Source organism: Serratia sp. Nf2 (genome assembly GCF_003028435.1).
GTDB classification, from domain to species: Bacteria; Pseudomonadota; Gammaproteobacteria; order Enterobacterales; family Enterobacteriaceae; genus Serratia; species Serratia marcescens_L.
Genome location: NZ_PYTW01000009.1, coordinates 180,151 through 201,593 on the forward strand (window position 1 = coordinate 180,151; position 21,443 = coordinate 201,593).

The window sequence follows — 21,443 nt, forward strand, 5'->3', positions numbered from 1 at the left end:
TCGGATTGGCGCAACATTTATCGTGGCTGGCTGAAAAGAGGGCGGTCGGGATAAAAACAAAAAAGCCGACGCGTGGACCGGGCCGGCTTTCTCTCTATATATAGAAGGCTCAGCTGGCTTTCTTCACCAGCGGCAGATCGAAGGCCTTGCGCAGGGCTCTGACGAACGCCTGATCCTGACAAATGGTTTTGCCGGGGCTGTCGGAGAGCTTGGCCACCGGCTTGCCTTTGCACTCGACCAGCTTGATCACGATATTCAGCGGTTTGACGCCGGGAATATCGCAGGTCAGGCGCGTGCCGATGCCGAAGCCGAGATTGATGCGCTGGTAGAAATGGCGATAGAGCGCCAGCGCTTTTTCCAGATCCAGGTTGTCCGAGAACACCAGCGTTTTGCTCATTGGGTCTATGCCCAGTTTCTGATAGTGGGCAATGGCTTTTTCACCCCACTCGACGGGATCGCCCGAATCATGGCGCAGCCCCTGATAACGCTCGGCGAACTGCGGGCCGAAGTCGCGCAGGAAGGCATCCATGGTGATGCAGTCGGTGAGCGCGATGCCAAGCTGGTCCGGGTATTCATCCAACCAGGCTTGCAATGCGGCGCGCTGGCTGTTGGCCAGCACCGGGCTTATTTGCTGATGCGCCTGGAACCACTCATGCGCCTGAGTGCCGACCGGCGCCAGGCCCAGTTGGTGCGCCAGATCGTAATTGCTGGTGCCCGACAGGTACGGGAATTCGGCCTGCAAGGTGCTGACAATGGCCTGTTGCACGCCTTGAGAGAAACGGCGACGGGTGCCGAAGTCCATCAGCTTGAAGCGCGAAAGATCCAGATCGCCCGCCAACGTCTTGAACTGCGCCAGCTTGGTTTGCAGGTGTGCCACCGCCTGTTCCGGCGTCGCCAGCGGAGAGCGCCGACGGTGCACCACTTCGCTGATCACTGCCAGCAACGGCACTTCCCACATGATCACTTCACGCCAGGGGCCGGCGATGCGGATTTGCAGCTTGCCGTCGCGATTGTCGATAGTGACCTGCTGCGGATCGTAGCGGAACGTTCGCAGCCAGTTCAGGTAATCTTGACGGAAGAAGGGCAGGCCCGAAAGATAAGCGAATTCGGCATCGGTCAGCGCCAGCCGGCTCATCAGCGCCACCTGCGCGCGGATCTCGTCGGCATATTCGCCCAGCAGTTCGTCGCCGCGGCAGCGGAATTCCGCCGCCACGCTGATCGCGGGATAGCGATGGAACACTGCTTGCTGCATATGAAGCTTATAAGCATCGGTATCAAGCAGTGATGTCAAAATCGGGGAAGCGTATTGAGTCATAGCGCGTTACAGCATCCTCGTCAGGCGCGTGTCCAAATCCGGATAATCATAAAAGTGGGGGTGGAGTATACCCGGATTATCCTGTTATTGAAGCTGCATCACACCATAAATCACCAAAGCGGGTCGAGGATTAAACGTGCCTTTATGGCGGCCTGATGGCGACGGGGAAGAAAAAAAGCCAGATATGCCTGTAAGGTGAATGACTTAGCCTAATTAGTCATAAAAATTATAATGTTAATTATTTTAAACAGCGAATCAGATAAAGCCGGCCTGGGTATGCACGCTGACCCGATCCTTGCCGTTCTTTTTGCAAAAATAGAGCGCTTCGTCCGCCTGTTTGATTGCCGCCTGCAGCGCGGTGAACGCGTTGACCGGCGCGATGCCGCAACTGGTGGTGAAACGCACTTGTCGTCCGTCGGCCAGATGTAGCGTGAGGCGATGAGTGCGGGCGCGCAATTGCTCCATGATGTCCCGCGCGTTGTCCAACGAACAGTTGCCCAGCAGCACCGCGAATTCTTCGCCGCCATAGCGGCAGAAAATGTCGCTGGCGCGGAACGCGCGTTGCAGCAGGTGGCCAAAGGCCACCAGCGCCCGGTCGCCCACGTCGTGGCCGTAGCTGTCGTTGAGCTGTTTGAAGTTGTCGATGTCGATCAGGCAAAAGGCCTGCGGGTAGCTGCCGTCGCCCAGCAGCTGACATTCAAGGAAGAATTTACGGCGGTTGTAAATATTGGTGAGCGGATCGAGGAAGGAAGAGGCCTCGAGCTCTTTAATCAGCAGTTGCTTCTCACTTTCCAGCGAGACCTTGTCCAACTGGTATTGCCTGAGCTGCTGAATGGCGTCGCTGATGGCGATCAATTCCTGGCTGTAGAAGGCGTCGTTTCGATCGATATTCATCTCACCGCGCGACAGCCGCACGATATTATTGTGGGTCTTGGTCAGCCAGCGGTTGATGCTGGTGCAGAACACCAGCGCCGGCAAAATGAACAGCAACACGACCAGGCCGGCGAGTGCGATCATGCCGTAAATGGTCGTCTGGCTGTCGTAAATCTTGTGGCGCGAGGCGAGAGTTTCCAATTCGAAGCTGCGTTGATACAGCGCCTGCGAAAGCCCGCTCACATCGTTGACATAGCCCGAAATAAGCGCTGTGGGGTAGGGCTTATGGGTATCGATAGCGGTGTACAGCCCATCGGTAATCTGCTGGAGGCGCTCAGCGGACACTTGGGCGAGCAACGGATTGACGATGTTGTTGATTTGTACATCGTCGTAGTTGATCTTCATGAAGATCAATCGGGTGCTCAGCGCGTTCAGCACGCCGGTCAGCTGAATGGACTTCAGATAGGCGTCTTTGCGAACGAGCGGGCTGACGTTGACGTCGATAATCTGATCGCTCAATTCGGTCAATGACATATTCAGCCGGTTATTGAGGCGGATGGCCTCGAGAAACATAAAGGAGTCGGTATCCACCATCCGGGTATCGTAGGTGTAACGGTAATAACTCTTGCTGGTTTGCGAGATGTAATAGGCGCTATTGATGTTGAACAGATTGGCGTTGGTGTTATTGACCTGCGAAAGCTGCAGGTTGTCATTATCCAGCAGTTGTTTCATCAAAGCGATCATCGACAGCGCAGCGATTTTTTGCCGAACCCCGAGCTGTCTGGCGACTTCATCGTCCAGATGTTCGCGGATCCGGGTGATTTTCTCGCGCGCCACCCGATCGGCGGCCAAACATTGGGCGCGGGTGATTTGCGGATCGATCAGGCTCAATCGTTTGAGGCGGTGAGCCAGCAACGCAGCCTGAAAGGCTTCGGAGATTTCTTTGGCGCGATCAATTTTGTACAGGTTGAGCTGGTTGTCGCGGTAGTCGGTATGGGCTTCGAGCAGCTCATCGACGATGAACAGCGAGAAGGAAGTCATCAGGCACAGGGTAAAAAAATAGATTGCGTATTTAATTTTCATAGTGCGAGTCATCCCTGAGCCTGATGTCGCAATTATACCACCATGCCACCGGTGTCGCCTCAACTATGCCGGCGCGCCGCGATGGCGGTTTTTTAGCATTAAATGCTGATTTTTATTTAGCCATTGGTCACCCGCGCTATCGCCTGGCGGGCGATTTATGATTTGCCTCTGATTTCTCTCTCGTGGTCGCCCGGCGGCTCTGGGCTTTTCGGCCAGCTGTGATACAGTTTATTCACAATTCAGGCCCGCCGCGCGCCGCAGGGGGAACACACCTGCGGTACGAAGGAGAAAAGCGGCCTGGCACCTATAACTCACTGAGACGTTTAAGGGTTTTTATGACACAACAGCCACAGGCAAAATACCGCCACGATTATCGCGCGCCCGATTACATCACGACCGATATCGATTTGGACTTCAGTCTGGACGCGGAAACCACGCGCGTGACTGCCGTCAGTAAAATCAAACGTCAGGGCGCGGCCGGCGCCCCGCTGGTGCTGGATGGCGAAGATCTGACGCTGGTGAGCATTCAGGTCGACGGGCAACCGTGGAGCGCCTACCGTCAGCAGGATAACCAGCTGATCATCGAAGAGTTGCCGGCACAATTCACTCTTACCATCGTCAACGACATTCACCCAGCGAAAAACACCGCGCTGGAAGGGCTGTACCTGTCCGGCGATGCGCTGTGCACGCAATGCGAAGCCGAGGGCTTCCACCACATTACCTATTACCAGGATCGTCCGGACGTGCTGGCGCGCTTTACCACCCGCATCGTGGCCGACAAGGCGCGCTATCCGTTCCTGCTGTCGAACGGTAACCGCATCGGCCAGGGCGAATTGGCCGATGGCCGCCACTGGGTGCAATGGCAGGATCCGTTCCCGAAACCTTGCTACCTGTTTGCGCTGGTGGCGGGGGACTTCGACGTGCTGCGCGACAGCTTCACCACCCGTTCCGGCCGTAAGGTCGCGCTGGAGCTGTTCGTCGATCGTGGCAACCTGGATCGCGCCGACTGGGCGATGACTTCGCTGAAGAACTCGATGAAGTGGGATGAGACCCGCTTCGGCCTGGAATACGATCTCGACATTTATATGATTGTGGCGGTCGATTTCTTCAATATGGGTGCGATGGAGAACAAAGGGTTAAATATCTTTAACTCCAAATATGTGCTGGCGAAGGCGGAAACCGCCACCGACAAGGACTACCTGAACATCGAAGCGGTGATCGGCCACGAATATTTCCATAACTGGACCGGTAACCGCGTGACCTGCCGCGACTGGTTCCAGCTCAGCCTGAAAGAGGGGCTGACGGTGTTCCGCGATCAGGAGTTCAGTTCCGATCTGGGATCGCGTTCGGTCAACCGCATCGATAACGTGCGCGTGATGCGCGGCGCGCAGTTCGCCGAAGACGCCAGCCCGATGGCGCACGCCATCCGTCCGGACAAAGTGATCGAGATGAACAACTTCTACACCCTGACGGTGTATGAAAAGGGTTCCGAAGTGATCCGCATGATGCATACCTTGCTGGGGGAAGCGAACTTCCAGAAAGGGATGCAGCTCTATTTTGAGCGCCACGACGGCAGCGCCGCTACCTGCGACGATTTCGTGCAGGCGATGGAGGACGCGTCCAATGTCGATCTGTCGCGCTTCCGCCGTTGGTATAGCCAGTCCGGCACGCCGCTGTTGACGGTGCGCGACGAATACGACGCGGAAACTCAGCAGTATCGCCTGCATGTCAGCCAGAAAACCGCGCCGACCGCCGATCAGCCGGAGAAGTTGCCGCTGCATATCCCGCTGGATATCGAACTGTACGACAGTGAAGGCAACGTCATTCCATTGCAAAAGGGCGGCCTGCCGGTCAACAACGTGCTGAACGTCACCGAAGCGGAGCAGACCTTCGTGTTCGACGGCGTGGCGCACAAGCCGGTGCCGTCACTGCTGCGTGAATTCTCCGCACCGGTGAAGCTGGACTATCCGTACAGCGATCAGCAGCTGACCTTCCTGATGCAGCACGCGCGCAATGAATTTGCGCGTTGGGATGCGGCGCAGAGCCTGCTGGCGACCTATATCAAGCTGAACGTGGCGCGGCACCAGCAGAGGCAGCCGCTGTCGCTGCCGCTGCACGTGGCCGATGCGTTCCGCGCGGTGCTGCTGGACGAAAAACTGGATCCGGCGCTGGCGGCGCAGATCCTGACGCTGCCGTCGGAGAACGAAATCGCCGAGCTGTTCACCACCATCGATCCGGAAGCGATCGCTGCGGTGCACGAAGCGATCGTACGCTGCCTGGCGCGGGAGTTGGCCGATGAGTGGCTGGCGGTGTATCACGCCAACAAGACCGACGGCTACCGCGTAGAGCACGCCGAGATCGCCAAGCGCGCCTTGCGCAATGTGTGCCTGGGCTATCTGGCGTTCGGCGAAGATGTGGCGCTGGCTGACCAACTGGTGAGCGAACAGTATCGCCAGGCGGACAACATGACCGACTCGCTGGCGGCGATGTCTGCCGCGGTCGCGGCCCAGCTGCCGTGTCGCGATGCGCTGCTGGCGGCGTTCGACGAGCGCTGGCATCAGGATGGCCTGGTGATGGACAAATGGTTCGTGCTGCAGGGCAGCAGCCCGGCGGCAGACGTGCTGAGCAAGGTACGCGCGCTGTTGCAACACCGTTCGTTCAGCCTGAGCAACCCGAACCGCACCCGTTCGTTGATCGGCGGCTTCGCTTCCGGCAACCCGGCGGCGTTCCATGCGGCGGACGGCAGCGGCTATCAGTTCCTGGCGGAGATCCTCAGCGATCTCAACCAGCGCAACCCGCAGATCGCCGCGCGCCTGATTGAACCGCTGATTCGCCTGAAGCGTTACGACGCGGGCCGCCAGGCGCTGATGCGTAAGGCGCTGGAACAGCTGAAAGGGTTGGAAAATCTGTCCGGCGATCTGTACGAGAAGATCAGCAAGGCGCTCGACGCCTGATCTTTTCGCGCTGATATAGATAAGGGACGGCCTGTGCCGTCCCTTTTTTTATCCGTTCAATTTGCCGCCTGGCGAGGGCTGGCCCCGGTAACCGGCGGCGATAACACCCGTTCCAGCACTTCGGCCTCCAGTTCCGCCAGCCGGGTTGAACCCTTGCGGCGCGGCCGCGGCAGATCGAGGGTGAGATCCAGCCCGATGCGCCCCTCTTCGATCAGGATCACCCGATCCGCCAGCGTGATGGCTTCGCTGACGTCGTGCGTGACCAGCAGTACGGTAAAACCGTGCTGTTGCCACAGCGTTTCTATCAGTCCCTGCATCTCAATGCGCGTCAGGGCATCCAGCGCCCCGAGCGGTTCGTCCAGCAGCAGCAGGCGAGGGCGATGGATCAGCGCGCGCGCCAGGGCGACCCGTTGCTTTTGCCCGCCGGACAGTGCCGCCGGCCAGTCGCGGGCGCGATCCGCCAAGCCGACCGCGTCCAGCGCCTGCAGTGCCGCATCGCGCCACTGGCCGCGTAGCCCCAGGCCCACGTTGTCGATCACCGTTTTCCACGGCAGCAGGCGTGCATCCTGAAACATCAACCGGGTATCCTCTTTAGCGGCGGCAAGCGGCGCGTTGCCGCTGAGCAGCGCGCCGCTGCTGGCCTGTTCCAGGCCGGCCAACAGGCGCAGCAGGGTGCTTTTGCCGCAGCCGCTGCGGCCGACCACCGCCACGAACTGCCCGGCGGAGATGTGCAGCTGAATATTGTCCAGTACCGTGCGGTTGCCGTAACCTTTGCCGATGGACTCCAGCGTCACCGGCGTGCCTTGCGCAAGGCGAGCGGGAAGGGTCATAGCGCTTCTCCCTGTTTCAGTTGATAGGCCGGATGCCAGCGCAACCAGACGCGCTCCAGCAGCTGCGCGCCCACGTCCGCCAGCTTGCCGAGCAGGGCGTACAGCACGATTGCTACCACTACCACATCGGTTTGCAGAAATTCACGTGCGTTCATCGCCAGGTAGCCGATGCCCGAATTGGCCGAGATGGTTTCGGCGACGATCAGCGTCAGCCACATGAAGCCGAGAGCGAAACGCACGCCGACCATAATCGACGGCAGCGCGCCCGGCAGCACCACCTGTGTAAACAGGCGGAAACCGCTCAGGCCGTAGCTGCGGGCCATCTCCAACAGGCCGCGATCGATGTTCTTGATGCCGTGATAGGTATTGAGATAAATCGGGAACAGGGTACCGAGCGCCACCAGAAAGATCTTGGCGGATTCATCGATGCCGAACCACAGGATCACCAACGGGATCAGCGCCAGGTGCGGCACGTTGCGGATCATTTGCACCGAGCTGTCCAGCAGGCGTTCGCCCCAGCGCGACAGCCCGGTAATAAAGCCGAGGATCAGTCCGATGCTGCCGCCGATGCCAAAGCCGATCAACGCGCGCTGGCTGCTGATGCTCAGGTGCTGCCACAGTTCGCCGCTTTGGCTCAGGCTCCAGAAGGCGGCCAGCACCGCGCTCGGCGCTGGCAAAATGCGGTTGGATAGCCAGCCGGTTTCGACGGCGATCTGCCAGAGGATCACCAGCGCCAGCGGCAGCGCCCAGGGGGCCAGCCGGTACAGGATGCGTTGCGCGTTCTTTGCCATCGGGGCGCTCCTCAGCTCTGCGACACTTTTTGCGGAACATAGATGTTGGCCACCACTTCGCCCTGCGGGCGCACCGGCTGAAGGCGCACGGGCGCTTCCTCCTGCGCCAGATCGAGGTGCGGGAACAGCAGTTCGCCGACGCGGTAGGCCTCTTCCAGATGCGGATAGCCGGAGAGAATAAAGGTATCGATGCCCAGATCGGCATATTCCTGCATGCGCGCCGCGACCGTCGGACCATCGCCCACCAGCGCGGTGCCGGCGCCGCCGCGTACCAGGCCAATGCCGGCCCACAGGTTCGGGCTGATCTCCAGGTTATCCTTTTTGCCGCCGTGCAGCGCCGCCATGCGCCGTTGGCCGACGGAGTCGAAGCGCGCAAAGGCCTGCTGCGCGTTGGCGATGGTTTCCTCATCGAGGTGCGCGATCAGCCGGTCGGCGGCGCGCCAGGCCTCTTCGGTGGTTTCCCGCACGATGACATGCAGGCGGATACCGAAGCGTACCTGGCGGCCTTTCGCCGCCGCTTTGGCGCGCACCTCTTCGATTTTCTCTTTAACCTGCGCCGGCGGCTCTCCCCAGGTGAGATACATTTCTACCTGCTCGGCGGCCAGATCCTGCGCGGCGGCGGAGGATCCGCCGAAATAGAGCGGCGGGCGCGGCTGCTGCACGGGCGGAAACAGCAGTTTGGCGCCTTTCACCTGAATATGCTTGCCGTCGAAATCGACGGTTTCGCCTTCGAGCACCCGGCGCCAGATGTGGGTGAACTCGGTTGAGGCTTCGTAGCGCTCTTCATGGTTAAGGTGCAGCCCCTCTGCCGCCAGCTCTTCCGGATCGCCGCCGGTGACCAGATTGAACAGCGCGCGCCCGTTGGACAGGCGATCCAGCGTCGCCGCCTGGCGCGCCGCCAGCGTAGGAGAGATGATGCCCGGCCGCAGCGCGACCAAAAACTTCAGCCGCTGGGTGACCGGGATCAGCGAGGCGGCCACCAGCCAAGAGTCTTCGCACGAGCGGCCGGTGGGGATCAGTACCCCGCCGAATCCCAGCCGATCCGCCGCCTGGGCAATCTGTTGCAAATAACCGTGATCGACGCTGCGCGCCCCCTGTGCGCTGCCAAGATAGTGGCCGTCGCCGTGAGTGGGTAAAAACCAGAAAACGTTCAGGCTCATCGTCAATGCTCTCCCATGATTTATTGCGCGCTTGGGCGCCAGATGCGTTGCGAGATGTCGACCTTCACCGGCACCAGCCGGTTGGCGTAAAACAGGTCGGCGGTTTGCTGCTGCGCGGCGATCGTCTGCGCATCGAGCGGTGTGATGGCGGTCGGCGGGCGGTGATCCAGATAGCTGGCGATCACTGGCTCCGGCAGCCCCATGGCGTTGGCCAACAGGGCCACGCTTTGCGCCCGGTCGCTGCGGGTGAGCGCATCGGCCTGGGTCAGCACCGTCAAGACCTGGCTGATAAAGGCGCCGTTGGCTTCAACATAGGGGCGCGCCGCCAGATAGAAGGAACCGGTCTGGTTCAGATCGGTGCCGTCGCCGAGCACCCGTACGCCGCCCTGCAGCAGCGCGGCGGAATAATAAGGATCCCAGATGGCCCAGGCGTCGACGTTGCCCTGTTGGAAGGCGGCACGCGCATCGGCGGGCGTCAGATAGGCGGGCTGGATATCGGTGAACTGCAGTCCGGCCTTTTGCAGCGATCGCAACAGCAGGTTGTGCGAGCTGGATCCTTTCTGGAAGGCGATCTTATGGCCTTTCAGATCGGCGACGGTTTTGATCGGGCTGTTTTCCGGCACCAGGATCACTTCCGCCTTGGGTTTGGGCGGCTCAACGCCGACATACAGCAGGTCCGCACCGGCAGCCTGCGCGAAGATCGGCGGAATATCGCCGGTGCTGCCCAGATCGATGCTGCCGACGTTCAAGGCCTCCAGCATCTGCGGGCCGGCGGGAAACTCGATCCAGCTGATGCGGGTGGCGGGGAAACGTTCTTCCAGCAGCCGGTGGCTCTTCGCCAGCACCAGGCTGACTGATCCTTTTTGGTAGCCGATGCGGAACTGCGCCGGATCCTGCGCTGCGGCGGCATTGGCCCAGACCAGCGACAGCAAGCCGGTGAGGGTAGCGGCGCTCAGCCAGCGGCGTAAAGCGATGCGTTTTTTCATTCAGGCTCTCCTTTTCCAGGCTTTTCAGGCAGTCTGACGCGCCGCCAGCGGCGAGGCGACGCGCAGCGCGGGCGGTTTGCGGCGGCCCAGCGCCAGATAGAAACTGGCGAGCGCTTCTTCCAACCGGGCGGCGACGGCGTCGGTGAGCGTGGCGCCTTCGCCGGTCAATTGGATCTGGCTGTCGTCGGCGAATACGCCGTGCAGCACTTCCTGCGCTTTCAGCGCCGCCAGCACCGGTTTCAGCGCATAGTCCACCGCCAACATGTGACCGACAGAACCGCCGGTTGCCAGCGGCAGCACCACCTTATGATCCAGCGCGCGTTCCGGCAGCAGATCCAGTAAGGTCTTCAGCGCGCCGGAGAACGACGCTTTATAAACCGGCGTGGAAATCAGCAGGCCGTCGGCCTGCGCTAACTGGTCGGCAAACGCCTTGATCGCCGGGCTGTTGAAGTTGGCGTACAGCAGATCTTCGGCGTCGAAGTCGTGCAGGGTATAAGCCGTCACTTCCACCCCTTGCTGCCGCAGCCAGTTCTGACTCAGCGCGAGCAGCGCCGCGGAACGTGATGGGATGCGTGGGCTGCCGGCCAGTGATATAACGCGCATTGCCACTCCTTATAACTAAAAGTTAGGTTTAATTAGAAAATCAATGAGAAGTGTTTTAAAACTACCAGCAACCGGGCGCGTTTTTTAAATCTCATTTTTTGATTTGGATATGCGCAAAAGCGGATTGGCGCCGATTTGGCGGTGAAGAGGGAAAACGGTTGCGTAAAAACGGCTTTTTTTGCCTTTAATCAATTCCAATTAGGCGGGGGATACCGGATAATACGCCCCCGGTTTGCAACCGGGAAATCAGGAGAGTCCATGTACTACCCCCTCATCAGGAAAGCGTTGTTCCAGCTCGATCCGGAGCGTGCGCACGAAGTGACCTTTCGTCAGCTCAGCCGTATTGCCGGCACCCCATTAGCGTTTCTTGTCCGCCAGTCCGTGCCGACCAAACCGGTCAGTTGCATGGGGCTGTCGTTTAAAAATCCGCTGGGATTGGCCGCCGGTCTGGATAAAAACGGCGAGTGCATCGATGCGTTCGGCGCGATGGGCTTTGGCCATGTGGAAGTCGGCACCGTGACGCCGCGCCCGCAGCCGGGCAACGACAAGCCGCGTTTGTTCCGCGTGGTTGAGGCGGAAGGCCTGATCAACCGCATGGGGTTCAATAACCATGGCGTGGACAATCTGGTTGAAAACGTTAAGAAATCCCATTTCGGCGGCATTCTTGGGATCAATATCGGCAAGAATAAAGACACCCCGGTCGAACAGGGTAAGGACGATTATTTGATCTGCATGGATAAAGTTTATCCGTATGCCGGTTATATCGCGATTAACATCTCTTCACCGAATACGCCGGGGTTACGATCCTTACAGTATGGCGAAGCGCTGGACGATCTTTTGGCTGCGATTAAAAATAAGCAGCAGGAATTACATGCGCGCCATCACAAATATGTGCCGGTAGCGGTAAAGATCGCGCCGGATCTTTCAGAAGAAGAATTGATCCAAATTGCCGATAGCCTGGTGCGGCATAATATCGATGGCGTGATCGCCACCAATACCACATTGGATCGAAAATTGATCCAAGGGTTAAATTACTGCGAACAAGCGGGCGGGTTAAGTGGGCGTCCGTTGCAATCACGCAGCACGGAAGTGATCCGCCGTCTCTCTACCGAACTGCAAGGGCGCCTGCCGATTATCGGCGTAGGCGGCATCGATTCGCTGACGGCGGCGCGTGAAAAAATGGAGGCCGGCGCGAGCCTGCTGCAAATTTATTCCGGATTTATCTATCACGGCCCGCGTTTGATTAAAGATATCGTTACCCATATCTAATATTTTTCCTCTCATTTTATTCCGGGGGTTTATTTCTGCCCCCGGCTCGTCTATATTTTGTTCGTTAGCATAAATATCGTTCGCGGAATTATCCGATGTTTAAGCTATTTTATCGGTGATAAAATCGCCTTTTAGGGTGAGTGCGGCGTTGGCATAGGCAGCGAGAAGGATACGAAATGAAGATAAAACCTGACGATAATTGGCGTTGGTATTTTGATGCCGAACACGATCGGCTAATGCTGGATTTAGCTAATGGTATGATCTTCCGTTCACGTTTCCCGGCCAAAATGTTAACGCCGGACGCCTTCGATGAATGCGCTTTTTGCGTGGATGACGCCGCCCTTTATTTCACCTATGAAGAACAGTGCAAACAGGTCAAGCTTAGCCATGAACAGCGTGCCGAGCTGGTGTTGAATGCGCTGGTCGCCTACCGCTTCCTGAAACCACTGATGCCGAAGAGCTGGCATTTCTCGCAGCAGCATTACCCGCTGCAGCCGAAAAACGGCGAGCTGGCGGCGGTTAAAGTGATGGAAAGCGGCGTGGAAGCGCGCTTGCTGGTGGTAGAGGCCGGGGATAACGCCAGCCTGTGCCTGCTGGCGCAAAATCAGCTGACGGTCGCCGGCCGCACCATGGTATTGGGCGACGCCATCAAGGTAATGCACGATCGGCTGAAACCCTGCGCGCAGGATGAAAGCACCGCCCCGGCTTACGACAGGGCGGTATAGGGCGAATTACGCCAGGGTCAAATCACTTTTCGGGATGCAGCTGCAGCACAGGATGGTGCCGTTGTCGCCCAGCGCGCTTTTCTTCAGGGGTGCGACTTCACCGCTCAGCAACGTAATGCGGCAACTGCCGCAAATCCCGGCGCGGCAGGAGTAAGGTACGCGGATGCCTTGCTGTTCCAACTGCTCGAGCAAGATCTGCTGGTTGTTGCCGGTAAACACCTTTCCTTCGTATTCAATAGTGACGCTGTGCTCGCTGTCTTGCGGCGCTTGCACGCTCTCCACCACTTTGCCGGCGCCATAAGGGCGCGGCGGCTTGGTCGACAACACTTCCACCGTATCGCCCACGCGAATGATGCCGCTGTTGCGCGCGATCATGTTCTGGCCGAAATCGATGTCGCCGTTGTCGGCGGAGCGGAATTTTTGCAGCGTGCTCAGCGGTTCGCCGCTCGGATGCTTGCGGCCGCGCTCGGTGCTGACGGTGGTGAGCACGCAGCGGCTGCAGGGTTTCACCAGATCGAACATGACGTCGCCGACGCGGATCACCTGCCAGCCGTCCTCGGCCCAGGCGGTGGCGCCGCTCACCACCAGATTGGGGCGGAACTGCTCCAGCTTGATGCTGCCGGGGCAACGCTGCTGCAGATCGTTGAACGAAGCCTGGTTAATCAGCAGATAAGGATAGCCATCGGCAAACGTCAGCGGGATTTCGGGGTGTTTCTTCACCCGGCGGGTCAACTCCGGCCCCAGCCAGCGCAGCTGCACGTCGCGCTGGAAATAGCCGCTCAGCCAGCGGTTGATCTCATCCGGCGCGATCAGCGCGGTGAAGTGGTTGCCCCATACCTCGGTCGGCTGCGGCGCGACGGCGAAGTCGCTGAAGCGAATGGCGGCGCTTTCGCCGTCCGGCGCTGTCAGGAATAGCCCGTCCGGCAGCAGCGCCGGCGTGAACAGCACCATCTGCGGGTATTGGCGCGCGGTAATAAAGGTGCCATCCGGCTCGGTGATCATAAAGTTGCGGTCGAAGGCCAGACCGCTGCTGCCGACCTGGGCGTAAGAAAGCTGCAGACCGCGCAGTGATTTAACCGGATGGACGTAGAGTCTGGAAAGCGTGATCACCCTTATCTCCGTGCGATTATTAAATAGAAGGGAGCAACTTTATGACAAGCGGTGCGGATTAGCTATAATGCGCAACAATTTTCTTTTTGGTGATAAGTACGATATGAACTCTCTGTTTGCCAGCACGGCGCGTGGATTGGAAGAACTGTTAAAAAGCGAGCTGGAAGCGCTTGGCGCTCACGACTGCAAAGTGGTGCAGGGTGGGGTACATTTTCAGGGTGACGATCGTCTTCTGTACCAAAGCCTGCTGTGGAGCCGCCTGGCTTCGCGCATTCTGTTGCCGCTGAACGAATTCCGCGTGCACAGCGATCTGGATCTGTACCTTGGGGTGCAGGCGATCGACTGGCCGAGTATTTTTGGCGTGGATAAAACCTTTGCCGTGCATTTCAGCGGCGTTAACGAAGAGATCCGCAACAGCCAATATGGCGCACTGAAGGTGAAAGACGCCATCGTCGACAGCTTCACCCGTAAACTTGACCAACGCCCAACGGTTGCCAAGCAGCAGCCGGATATTCGCGTTAACGTCTTCCTGCAGCGCGATATGGCCAGCGTGGCGCTCGATCTGAGCGGCGAAGGCCTGCACCAGCGCGGCTACCGCGATCTTACCGGCCAGGCGCCGCTGAAGGAAAACCTGGCGGCCGCCATCGTGCTGCGTTCCGGCTGGCAGCCGGGCACGCCGATGCTCGATCCGATGTGCGGCTCCGGCACGCTCTTGATCGAAGCGGCGATGATCGCCGCCGATCGTGCGCCGGGTCTGCACCGCCAACACTGGGGCTTCAGCGCCTGGAACGGCCACAACGCCGAACTGTGGCGTGAAGTCACCACCGAAGCGCAGGTGCGCGCACGCCGCGGCCTGCAGGAAACCGCCTCTCGCTTCTTCGGCTCCGATATCGATCGTCGGGTGATTGAAATGGCGCGCGGCAACGGCCGCCGCGCCGGCGTCGCCGAGCTGATCACCTTTAACGTCGGCGACGTGGCGCGCCTGACCAATCCGCTGCCTGAAGGCCCGCACGGCACCGTGATCAGCAACCCGCCGTACGGCGAGCGTCTGGAAAGCGAACCGGCGCTGATCGCGCTGCACAACATGCTGGGCCGCGTGATGAAAAGCGCCTTCGGGGGTTGGCAGCTGTCGCTGTTCAGCGCCTCGCCGGAGCTGTTGAGCTGCCTGCAGCTGCGCGCCGAGCGCCAGTTCAAGGCGAAGAACGGCCCGCTGGAGTGCGTGCAGAAAAACTATCAGCTGGCGGCGAACCCGGCCGGCGCCACTGCCGGCGGCGTGCAGGTGGCGGAAGATTTCGCCAACCGCCTGCGCAAAAACTTGAAGAAGCTCGACAAGTGGGCGAAACAGCAGGGCATTGAATGCTACCGCCTGTACGATGCCGATCTGCCAGAATACAACGTCGCGGTGGACCGCTACGGCAGCAAGGTGGTGGTACAGGAATATGCGCCGCCGAAAACCGTCGATGCGCAAAAAGCGCGTCAGCGCCTGTTCGATGTGATCAACGCGACGCTGGCGGTGTTGGAGCTACCGTCGAATCAGCTGATCCTGAAAACCCGCGAGCGGCAGAAGGGCAAGAACCAGTACGAGAAACTGGCGCAGAAGGGCGAGTTCCTGCTGGTGGAAGAGTATAACGCCAAGCTGTGGGTCAACCTGACCGACTATCTCGATACCGGCCTGTTCCTCGATCACCGCATCGCGCGCCGCATGCTGGGCGAGATGAGCAACGGCAAGGACTTCCTGAACCTGTTCGCCTATACCGGCACCGCCAGCGTGCACGCCGGGCTGGGCGGCGCGCGCAGCACCACCACGGTGGACATGTCGCGTACCTACCTGGAATGGGCGGAGAAGAACCTGCGCGCCAACGGCCTGACCGGCCGTCAGCATCGGCTGATCCAAGCCGACTGCCTGTCGTGGCTGAGCAACGCCAACGAACAGTTCGACGTGATCTTCATCGATCCGCCGACGTTCTCCAACTCCAAGCGGATGGAGAACACTTTTGACGTGCAGCGCGATCATCTGGCGCTGATGAAAGATTTGAAACGGTTGCTGCGCCGCAACGGGACCATCATGTTCTCGAACAACAAGCGCGGTTTCCAAATGGATATGGCAGGGCTGAGCGCGCTGGGCCTGGAGGCGAAAGAGATCACCGCCAAGACGCTGTCGCAGGACTTTGCCCGTAACCGTCAAATCCACAACTGCTGGCTGGTGAGTCACGCCGGCGAAGGAAAATAATTACTATGTCGTTAATCAGCATGTCCGGCGCCTGGCTCTCTTTCAGCGATGCGCCACTGTTAGACAACACCGAAATTCATATCGAAGACAACGAGCGCGTGTGTCTGGTCGGGCGCAACGGCGCCGGCAAGTCCACGCTGCTGAAGATCCTCGGCAAAGAGATCCCGCTGGACGACGGCCGGGTAATCTACGAACAGGATCTGATCGTGGCGCGCCTGCAACAGGATCCGCCGCGCAATATCGGCGGCAGCGTGTTCGACTTCGTGGCCGAAGGCGTTGCGGAGCAGGCAGAACACCTGAAGGCGTATCACGCGATCTCCCACCTGGTGGAAAGCGATCCGAGTGAGAAAAATCTGGCGCGTATGGCGCAAATCATGGAGATCCTCGACCATCAGGGGCTGTGGCAGCTCGACAGCCGCATCAGCGAGGTGCTGCTGCAGCTGGGGCTGAACGGCGACGCCGAGCTTTCCTCGTTGTCCGGCGGCTGGCTGCGCAAAGCGGCGCTGGGCCGTGCGCTGGTGAGCTCGCCGCGCGTGCTGCTGCTCGACGAACCGACCAACCACCTCGATATCGAAACCATCGACTGGCTGGAAGGCTTCCTGAAAGAGTTCGACGGCAGCATCGTCTTCATCTCGCACGACCGTTCGTTTATCCGCAACATGGCGACGCGCATCGTCGATCTGGATCGCGGCAAGCTGGTTTCCTGGCCGGGCAACTACGATCTGTATCTGCAGAGCAAAGAAGAAGCGCTGCGGGTGGAAGAGCTGCAAAACGCCGAATTCGATCGCAAGCTGGCGCAGGAAGAGGTCTGGATCCGTCAGGGCATCAAAGCGCGCCGTACCCGTAACGAGGGCCGCGTGCGTGCGCTGAAGGCGCTGCGCGTCGAGCGTTCAGAGCGCCGTGAAGTGATGGGCACCGCCAAGATGCAGGTGGAAGAGGCGACCCGCTCCGGCAAAATCGTATTCGAGCTGGAAGACGTCAATTATCAGGTTGGCGAAAAAGTGCTGGTGCGCGGTTTCTCCGCTCAGGTGCAGCGCGGCGACAAAATTGCGCTGGTGGGGCCGAACGGCTGTGGCAAAACCACGCTGCTGAAACTGATGCTCGGTCAGCTGAAAGCCGACAGCGGCCGCGTGCACTGCGGCACCAAGCTGGAAGTGGCCTATTTCGACCAGCACCGCGCGGATCTCGATCCGGAACGTACGGTGATGGACAACCTGGCGGAAGGCAAACAGGAAGTGATGGTCAACGGCCGCCCTCGCCACGTATTGGGTTACCTGCAGGACTTCCTGTTCCACCCGAAACGCGCCATGACGCCGGTGAAGGCGCTGTCGGGCGGTGAGCGTAACCGCCTGCTGTTGGCTAAGCTGTTTCTGAAACCGAGCAATCTGCTGATCCTCGATGAACCAACCAACGATCTCGACGTCGAAACGCTGGAGCTGCTGGAAGAGCTGATCGACGGCTATCAGGGCACCGTGCTGCTGGTCAGTCACGATCGTCAGTTCGTCGACAACTCGGTGACCGAGTGCTGGATCTTTGAAGGCAACGGCGTGATCAACGCCTTCGTCGGCGGTTACTACGATGCGCATCATCAGCGCGCCACGGCGAAACCGATTCGTCAGGCGGCGCCGAGCGCGAGCAAACCGGCGGCGGAGAAAAAGGCCGAACAGCCGAAGAAAGCGGCGGCCAAGCTGAGTTACAACCTGCTGCGCGAACTGGAACAGTTGCCGCAGCGGCTCGAACAGCTGGAGGCGGAAATCGAAGCGCTGCAGGCGCAGATGAGCGATGCCGACTTCTTCACGCGGCCGCACAGCGAAACGCAAGACGTGCTGACGGCGTTGGCTAACGCTGAGCAGGCGCTCGAGCAGGCCTTCGCCCGTTGGGAAGAGCTGGAAGCGATGAAAAACGGCTGACCGTTGCGATACCGCCCGCGCGCTGCTGCGGGCGGTATCGACGTGCCGGTGAGCAACGTTATTGAGGAGGAATATGGTGTGTTCCCACAACAATCATCAGCAGCATAGTCATTCCGCACCTTCGGCGGAGCACCAGGATAACCTGATGCTGTGCCCGCAGTGCGACATGCTGGTGGCGCTGCCGCCGCTGGCCTATGGCAGCAAAGCGGTATGCCCGCGCTGCAAAACCACGCTCAGCGCCCGCTGGGACGAGCCGCGTAAGCGGCCGATCGGTTACGCGCTCAGCGCCTTGTTCATGCTGGTGCTGGCCAACATTTTCCCGTTTATCAACATGCGCGTCGCCGGCCTCGGCAACGAAATCAGGCTGATCCAAATCCCGGAAGTCATGGTGGCGGAAGACTACGCCAGCATGGCCACCTTGTTTATGGTGTTCGTGCAGCTGATCCCGGCGTTTTGCATGGTGGCGATCATTCTGCTGTGCGCCAAAGTGCGTTTGCCGCTGGGACTGAAAGAGTGGATGGCCCGGGTGCTGTTTCAGTTCAAGACCTGGTGCATGGTGGAGATTTTCCTCGCCGGGGTGTTGGTCAGCTTCGTTAAGCTGATGGCCTATGGCGATATCGGCATCGGCAGCAGCTTCGTGCCTTACTGTCTGTTCTGCCTGCTGCAGGTGCGCGCTTTCCAGTGCGTGGATAGGCGCTGGCTGTGGCAAGACATCGAACCGGCGCCGCGTCTCGATCGCCCGTTGACGGTGGGGCGCACCGGCATGCGGCAGGGCGTGCGCTCCTGCGCCTGCTGCACGGCGATCCTGCCGGCCAATCAGGTGCGCTGTCCGCGCTGCCACACCAACGGCTACGTGCGTCGTCGCCACAGCCTGCAATGGACGCTGGCGCTGCTGGTGACCTCCATCATGCTGTATATTCCGGCCAACCTGATGCCCATCATGGTGACCGAGGCGTTGGGCAACAAGATGAACTCCACCATCATGGCGGGGGTGATCCTGCTGTGGGGGGACGGCTCTTATCCGGTGGCGATGGTGATTTTCATCGCCAGTATCATGGTGCCATCGCTGAAAATGCTGGCGATCGGCTGGCTGTGCTGGGATGCCAACGGCAGGAAGAAGCCGCGCGCCGACAGCGAGCGCATGCACCTGATTTATGAAGTGGTCGAATTCGTTGGCCGATGGTCAATGATCGACGTGTTTGTGATCGCCGTATTGTCGGCGCTGGTGCGAATGGGGCAGTTGATGAGCATTTACCCCGCGACGGGCGCCGTGCTGTTCGCGCTGGTGGTGATCCTCACCATGTTCGCCGCCATGACATTTGATCCCCGGCTGACCTGGGATCGCGCAAGTGAAACAATCAACAAGGAGCCGCAAGGTGACGGAAAATAATCATAGCGTCGCGGACGTCGAGAAGATCAAACGCTGGTCGCCGGTGTGGATCATTCCCATCGTAACCGCACTGATCGGCGCCTGGATCCTATTTTACCACTTCAGCCATCAGGGGCCGGTAGTGACGCTGGTGACCTCGACGGCGGAAGGGCTGGAAGCGGGTAAAACCAAAATCAAAAGCCGCAGCGTGGACGTCGGCGTGGTGGAAACCGTCACGCTGAGCGATGATTTGAGCAAGGTGATGGTACAGGCGCGCCTCAATTCCGGCATGGAAAAATTGCTGCGCCAGGATTCCGCCTTCTGGGTAGTGAAGCCGCAGATCGGCCGTGAAGGCGTCTCCGGGCTGGGGACGCTGCTCTCCGGCGCCTATATCGAACTGCAGCCGGGCAACAAGGGCAAAGACGGCAAAGACAACTATCAGCTGCTCGACGCGCCGCCGCTGGCCTCTCCGGACGCCAAAGGGCTGCGTATCGTACTGGACAGCGAGAAATCGGGCCAGCTCAACGCCGGCGATCCGGTGCTGTTCCGCGGTTATCGCGTTGGGTCGGTAGAGACCAGCTATTTCGATCCTAAAGCGCGCGCCATGCGCTATCAGCTGTTCATTACCGCGCCTTACGATCAGTTGGTCACCACCAACGTGCGCTTCTGGAAAGACAGCGGCGTGGCGTTTGACATGTCGGCACAGGGCATGCGGGTGGAGATGGGGTCGCTGACTACCCTGTTCAGCGGCGGCGTCAGCTTCGACGTGCCGGACGGCTGGGATCGCGGCGAACTGGCGAAAGAGAAGGCGGAGTACCAGCTGTTCGACAACCAGCGCAGCACGCAGGATTCGCTGTATACCGTGCATAAGGACTACCTGCTGTTCTTCTCCGATTCGGTACGCGGCCTGCAGCCGGGTGCGCCGGTCGAATTCCGCGGCATCCGCCTGGGCACGGTGGCGCAGGTGCCGTTCTATAAAGAAGGCATGGCGCAGCGCCTGGATAACGACTACCGCATTCCGGTGCTGATCCGCATCGAGCCGGATCGCTTCCAGAAACAGCTGGGCGGCAACTTCGATATTGAAGGGCACCTGAAAGACGCCGAGTCCCGCGGCATGCGCGCCTCGATGAAGTCTGCCAACCTGCTGACCGGTTCGCTGTATATCGATCTCGACTTCTATCCGCAGGAGAAACCGTGGAAAGGGCCGCGCGAGCTGTTCGGTTATCCGCTGATGCCGACCACCAGCGGCGGTCTGGCACAGATCCAGCAGAAACTGATGCAGACGCTGGACAAGATCAACGCGATGCCGATCAATCCGATGATCAACGAGGCGACCAAGACGCTGGCGGAAAGTCAGAAAACCATGAAGTCGACGCAGCAGACCATGAAGTCGTTGAACGACATCATCGCCAGCAAAGAGATGCAGGCGCTGCCGCAGGACATGCAGAAAACGCTGCTGGAGCTGAACCGCAGCATGAAAGGGTTCCAGCCTGGTTCACCGGCTTACAACAAGATGGTGGGCGATATGCAGCGCCTCGACCAGGTGTTGCGTGAGCTGCAACCGGTGCTGCGCACCCTGAATGAGAAGAGCAACGCGCTGGTGTTTGAAGCCGCCGGCAGCACTGACCCTCAGCCGAAGAAGGCCACGAAATGATGAAATGGATCCCGGTAGCCCTGGCGCTGTTGCTCAGCGCCTGCAGCAGTTCGCCACAGAAGACCTACTATCAGTTGCCGGCGCTGGGTGCGCCGGCCGCGGTAAGCAGCAGCGGCGCCTCCACGCGCCAGCTGTGGCTGGAGCACGTGAGCGTGGCGGATTATCTGGCGCAGAGCGGCGTGGTGTATCAGACCAACGACGTGCAGTATGTGATAGCGCAGAACAACCTGTGGGCCAGCCCGCTCGACCAGCAGCTGCAGCAAACGCTGGTCACCAACCTGAGCAGCGCGCTGCCGGGTTGGGTGGTCTCTTCGCAGCCGATGAGCAGCGATCAGGATGTGCTGAACGTCACCATCAGCGGCTTCCACGGCCGTTTTGACGGCAAGGCGATCGTTCGCGGCGAGTGGGTGCTGAACCGCCAGGGACGCTTGATCAAACGGCCTTTCAACCTGGAATTGAAACAGGGTGAGGACGGTTATGATGCCCTGGTGCGCACGCTGGCGCAGGGCTGGCAGCAGGAAGCTCAGGCTATCGCAGCACAGATGGGCGGCATTTAGTCATAATTTGGTCTAAAATCGTCT

17 protein-coding genes are annotated in these 21,443 nt (G+C 59.8%); 9 read left to right on the plus strand and 8 right to left on the minus strand.

Annotated features, from left to right (window positions below; all coding sequences use genetic code 11):
* Positions 1-109: 109 nt before the first annotated feature.
* Together pncB and C9411_RS19550 are read right to left on the minus strand one after the other, a co-directional pair.
* Positions 110-1,315, minus strand: coding sequence for a nicotinate phosphoribosyltransferase (pncB, locus tag C9411_RS19545; protein ID WP_049213672.1), 1,206 nt, complete (start codon positions 1,313-1,315; stop codon positions 110-112).
* A 255-nt stretch (positions 1,316-1,570) separates the two neighbouring features.
* Positions 1,571-3,271, minus strand: coding sequence for a GGDEF domain-containing protein (locus tag C9411_RS19550; protein WP_107227724.1), 1,701 nt, complete (start codon positions 3,269-3,271; stop codon positions 1,571-1,573).
* A 23-nt stretch (positions 3,272-3,294) separates the two neighbouring features.
* Between C9411_RS19550 and C9411_RS25750 the strand changes: the two genes are divergently transcribed.
* On the plus strand, positions 3,295-3,432 hold the full coding sequence (locus C9411_RS25750) for a hypothetical protein (RefSeq protein WP_154805958.1): 138 nt from the start codon (positions 3,295-3,297) through the stop codon (positions 3,430-3,432).
* 174 nt (positions 3,433-3,606) lie between these two features.
* Complete coding sequence (pepN, locus tag C9411_RS19555; RefSeq protein ID WP_107227725.1) at positions 3,607-6,225, plus strand: aminopeptidase N; 2,619 nt, start codon at positions 3,607-3,609, stop codon at positions 6,223-6,225.
* Positions 6,226-6,281: 56 nt separating this feature from the next.
* On the opposite strand, the gene ssuB is transcribed toward pepN, so the two are convergent.
* Genes ssuB through ssuE form a run of 5 tightly spaced genes read right to left on the minus strand, consistent with a single transcriptional unit; the run spans position 6,282 to position 10,595 of the window.
* Entirely contained in the window at positions 6,282-7,055 is a 774-nt protein-coding gene (gene ssuB / locus C9411_RS19560) for an aliphatic sulfonates ABC transporter ATP-binding protein (protein WP_063989441.1), read from the minus strand.
* Positions 7,052-7,846 carry an aliphatic sulfonate ABC transporter permease SsuC gene (gene ssuC, locus C9411_RS19565; RefSeq protein ID WP_063989442.1) on the minus strand — a complete coding sequence of 265 codons (795 nt, stop codon included), beginning with the start codon at positions 7,844-7,846 and terminating at the stop codon, positions 7,052-7,054. Before ssuC ends, ssuB begins: the two co-directional genes overlap by 4 nt.
* Positions 7,847-7,857: 11 nt before the next feature.
* Positions 7,858-9,006 (minus strand): FMNH2-dependent alkanesulfonate monooxygenase, encoded by a 1,149-nt coding sequence (ssuD, locus tag C9411_RS19570; RefSeq protein WP_107227726.1) that lies wholly within the window; start codon positions 9,004-9,006, stop codon positions 7,858-7,860.
* Between the two features lie 20 nt (positions 9,007-9,026).
* Positions 9,027-9,992 carry a sulfonate ABC transporter substrate-binding protein gene (locus C9411_RS19575; protein ID WP_063989444.1) on the minus strand — a complete coding sequence of 322 codons (966 nt, stop codon included), beginning with the start codon at positions 9,990-9,992 and terminating at the stop codon, positions 9,027-9,029.
* 24 nt (positions 9,993-10,016) lie between these two features.
* Positions 10,017-10,595 carry an NADPH-dependent FMN reductase gene (gene ssuE / locus C9411_RS19580; RefSeq protein ID WP_033646581.1) on the minus strand — a complete coding sequence of 193 codons (579 nt, stop codon included), beginning with the start codon at positions 10,593-10,595 and terminating at the stop codon, positions 10,017-10,019.
* Between the two features lie 258 nt (positions 10,596-10,853).
* Here ssuE and pyrD point away from each other — a divergent pair, with 258 nt between their 5' ends.
* Both pyrD and C9411_RS19590 read left to right on the plus strand, forming a co-directional pair.
* Positions 10,854-11,864 (plus strand): quinone-dependent dihydroorotate dehydrogenase, encoded by a 1,011-nt coding sequence (gene pyrD, locus C9411_RS19585; RefSeq protein ID WP_047568298.1) that lies wholly within the window; start codon positions 10,854-10,856, stop codon positions 11,862-11,864.
* Between the two features lie 176 nt (positions 11,865-12,040).
* Positions 12,041-12,589: a cell division protein ZapC gene (locus C9411_RS19590; RefSeq protein ID WP_107227727.1), complete on the plus strand. Its 549-nt coding sequence runs from the start codon at positions 12,041-12,043 to the stop codon at positions 12,587-12,589.
* Positions 12,590-12,595: 6 nt separating this feature from the next.
* On the opposite strand, the gene C9411_RS19595 is transcribed toward C9411_RS19590, so the two are convergent.
* On the minus strand, positions 12,596-13,699 hold the full coding sequence (locus C9411_RS19595; protein WP_063989447.1) for a YcbX family protein: 1,104 nt from the start codon (positions 13,697-13,699) through the stop codon (positions 12,596-12,598).
* 103 nt (positions 13,700-13,802) lie between these two features.
* Between C9411_RS19595 and rlmKL the strand changes: the two genes are divergently transcribed.
* The 5 genes from rlmKL to pqiC all read left to right on the plus strand — a co-directional run bounded on the left by rlmKL (position 13,803) and on the right by pqiC (position 21,419).
* The gene (rlmKL, locus tag C9411_RS19600) at positions 13,803-15,929 is read left to right on the plus strand and encodes a bifunctional 23S rRNA (guanine(2069)-N(7))-methyltransferase RlmK/23S rRNA (guanine(2445)-N(2))-methyltransferase RlmL (RefSeq protein ID WP_107227785.1); all 2,127 of its coding nucleotides are present in this window, start codon (positions 13,803-13,805) and stop codon (positions 15,927-15,929) included.
* Between the two features lie 5 nt (positions 15,930-15,934).
* Entirely contained in the window at positions 15,935-17,839 is a 1,905-nt protein-coding gene (locus C9411_RS19605) for an ABC transporter ATP-binding protein (protein WP_107227728.1), read from the plus strand.
* 73 nt (positions 17,840-17,912) lie between these two features.
* Positions 17,913-19,229, plus strand: a complete 1,317-nt coding sequence (gene pqiA, locus C9411_RS19610; RefSeq protein WP_074181188.1) for a membrane integrity-associated transporter subunit PqiA — start codon at positions 17,913-17,915, stop codon at positions 19,227-19,229.
* Positions 19,216-20,862 (plus strand): intermembrane transport protein PqiB, encoded by a 1,647-nt coding sequence (gene pqiB, locus C9411_RS19615; RefSeq protein ID WP_063989450.1) that lies wholly within the window; start codon positions 19,216-19,218, stop codon positions 20,860-20,862. Before pqiA ends, pqiB begins: the two co-directional genes overlap by 14 nt.
* Entirely contained in the window at positions 20,859-21,419 is a 561-nt protein-coding gene (gene pqiC, locus C9411_RS19620) for a membrane integrity-associated transporter subunit PqiC (RefSeq protein WP_107227729.1), read from the plus strand. Before pqiB ends, pqiC begins: the two co-directional genes overlap by 4 nt.
* Positions 21,420-21,443 lie beyond the last annotated feature (24 nt).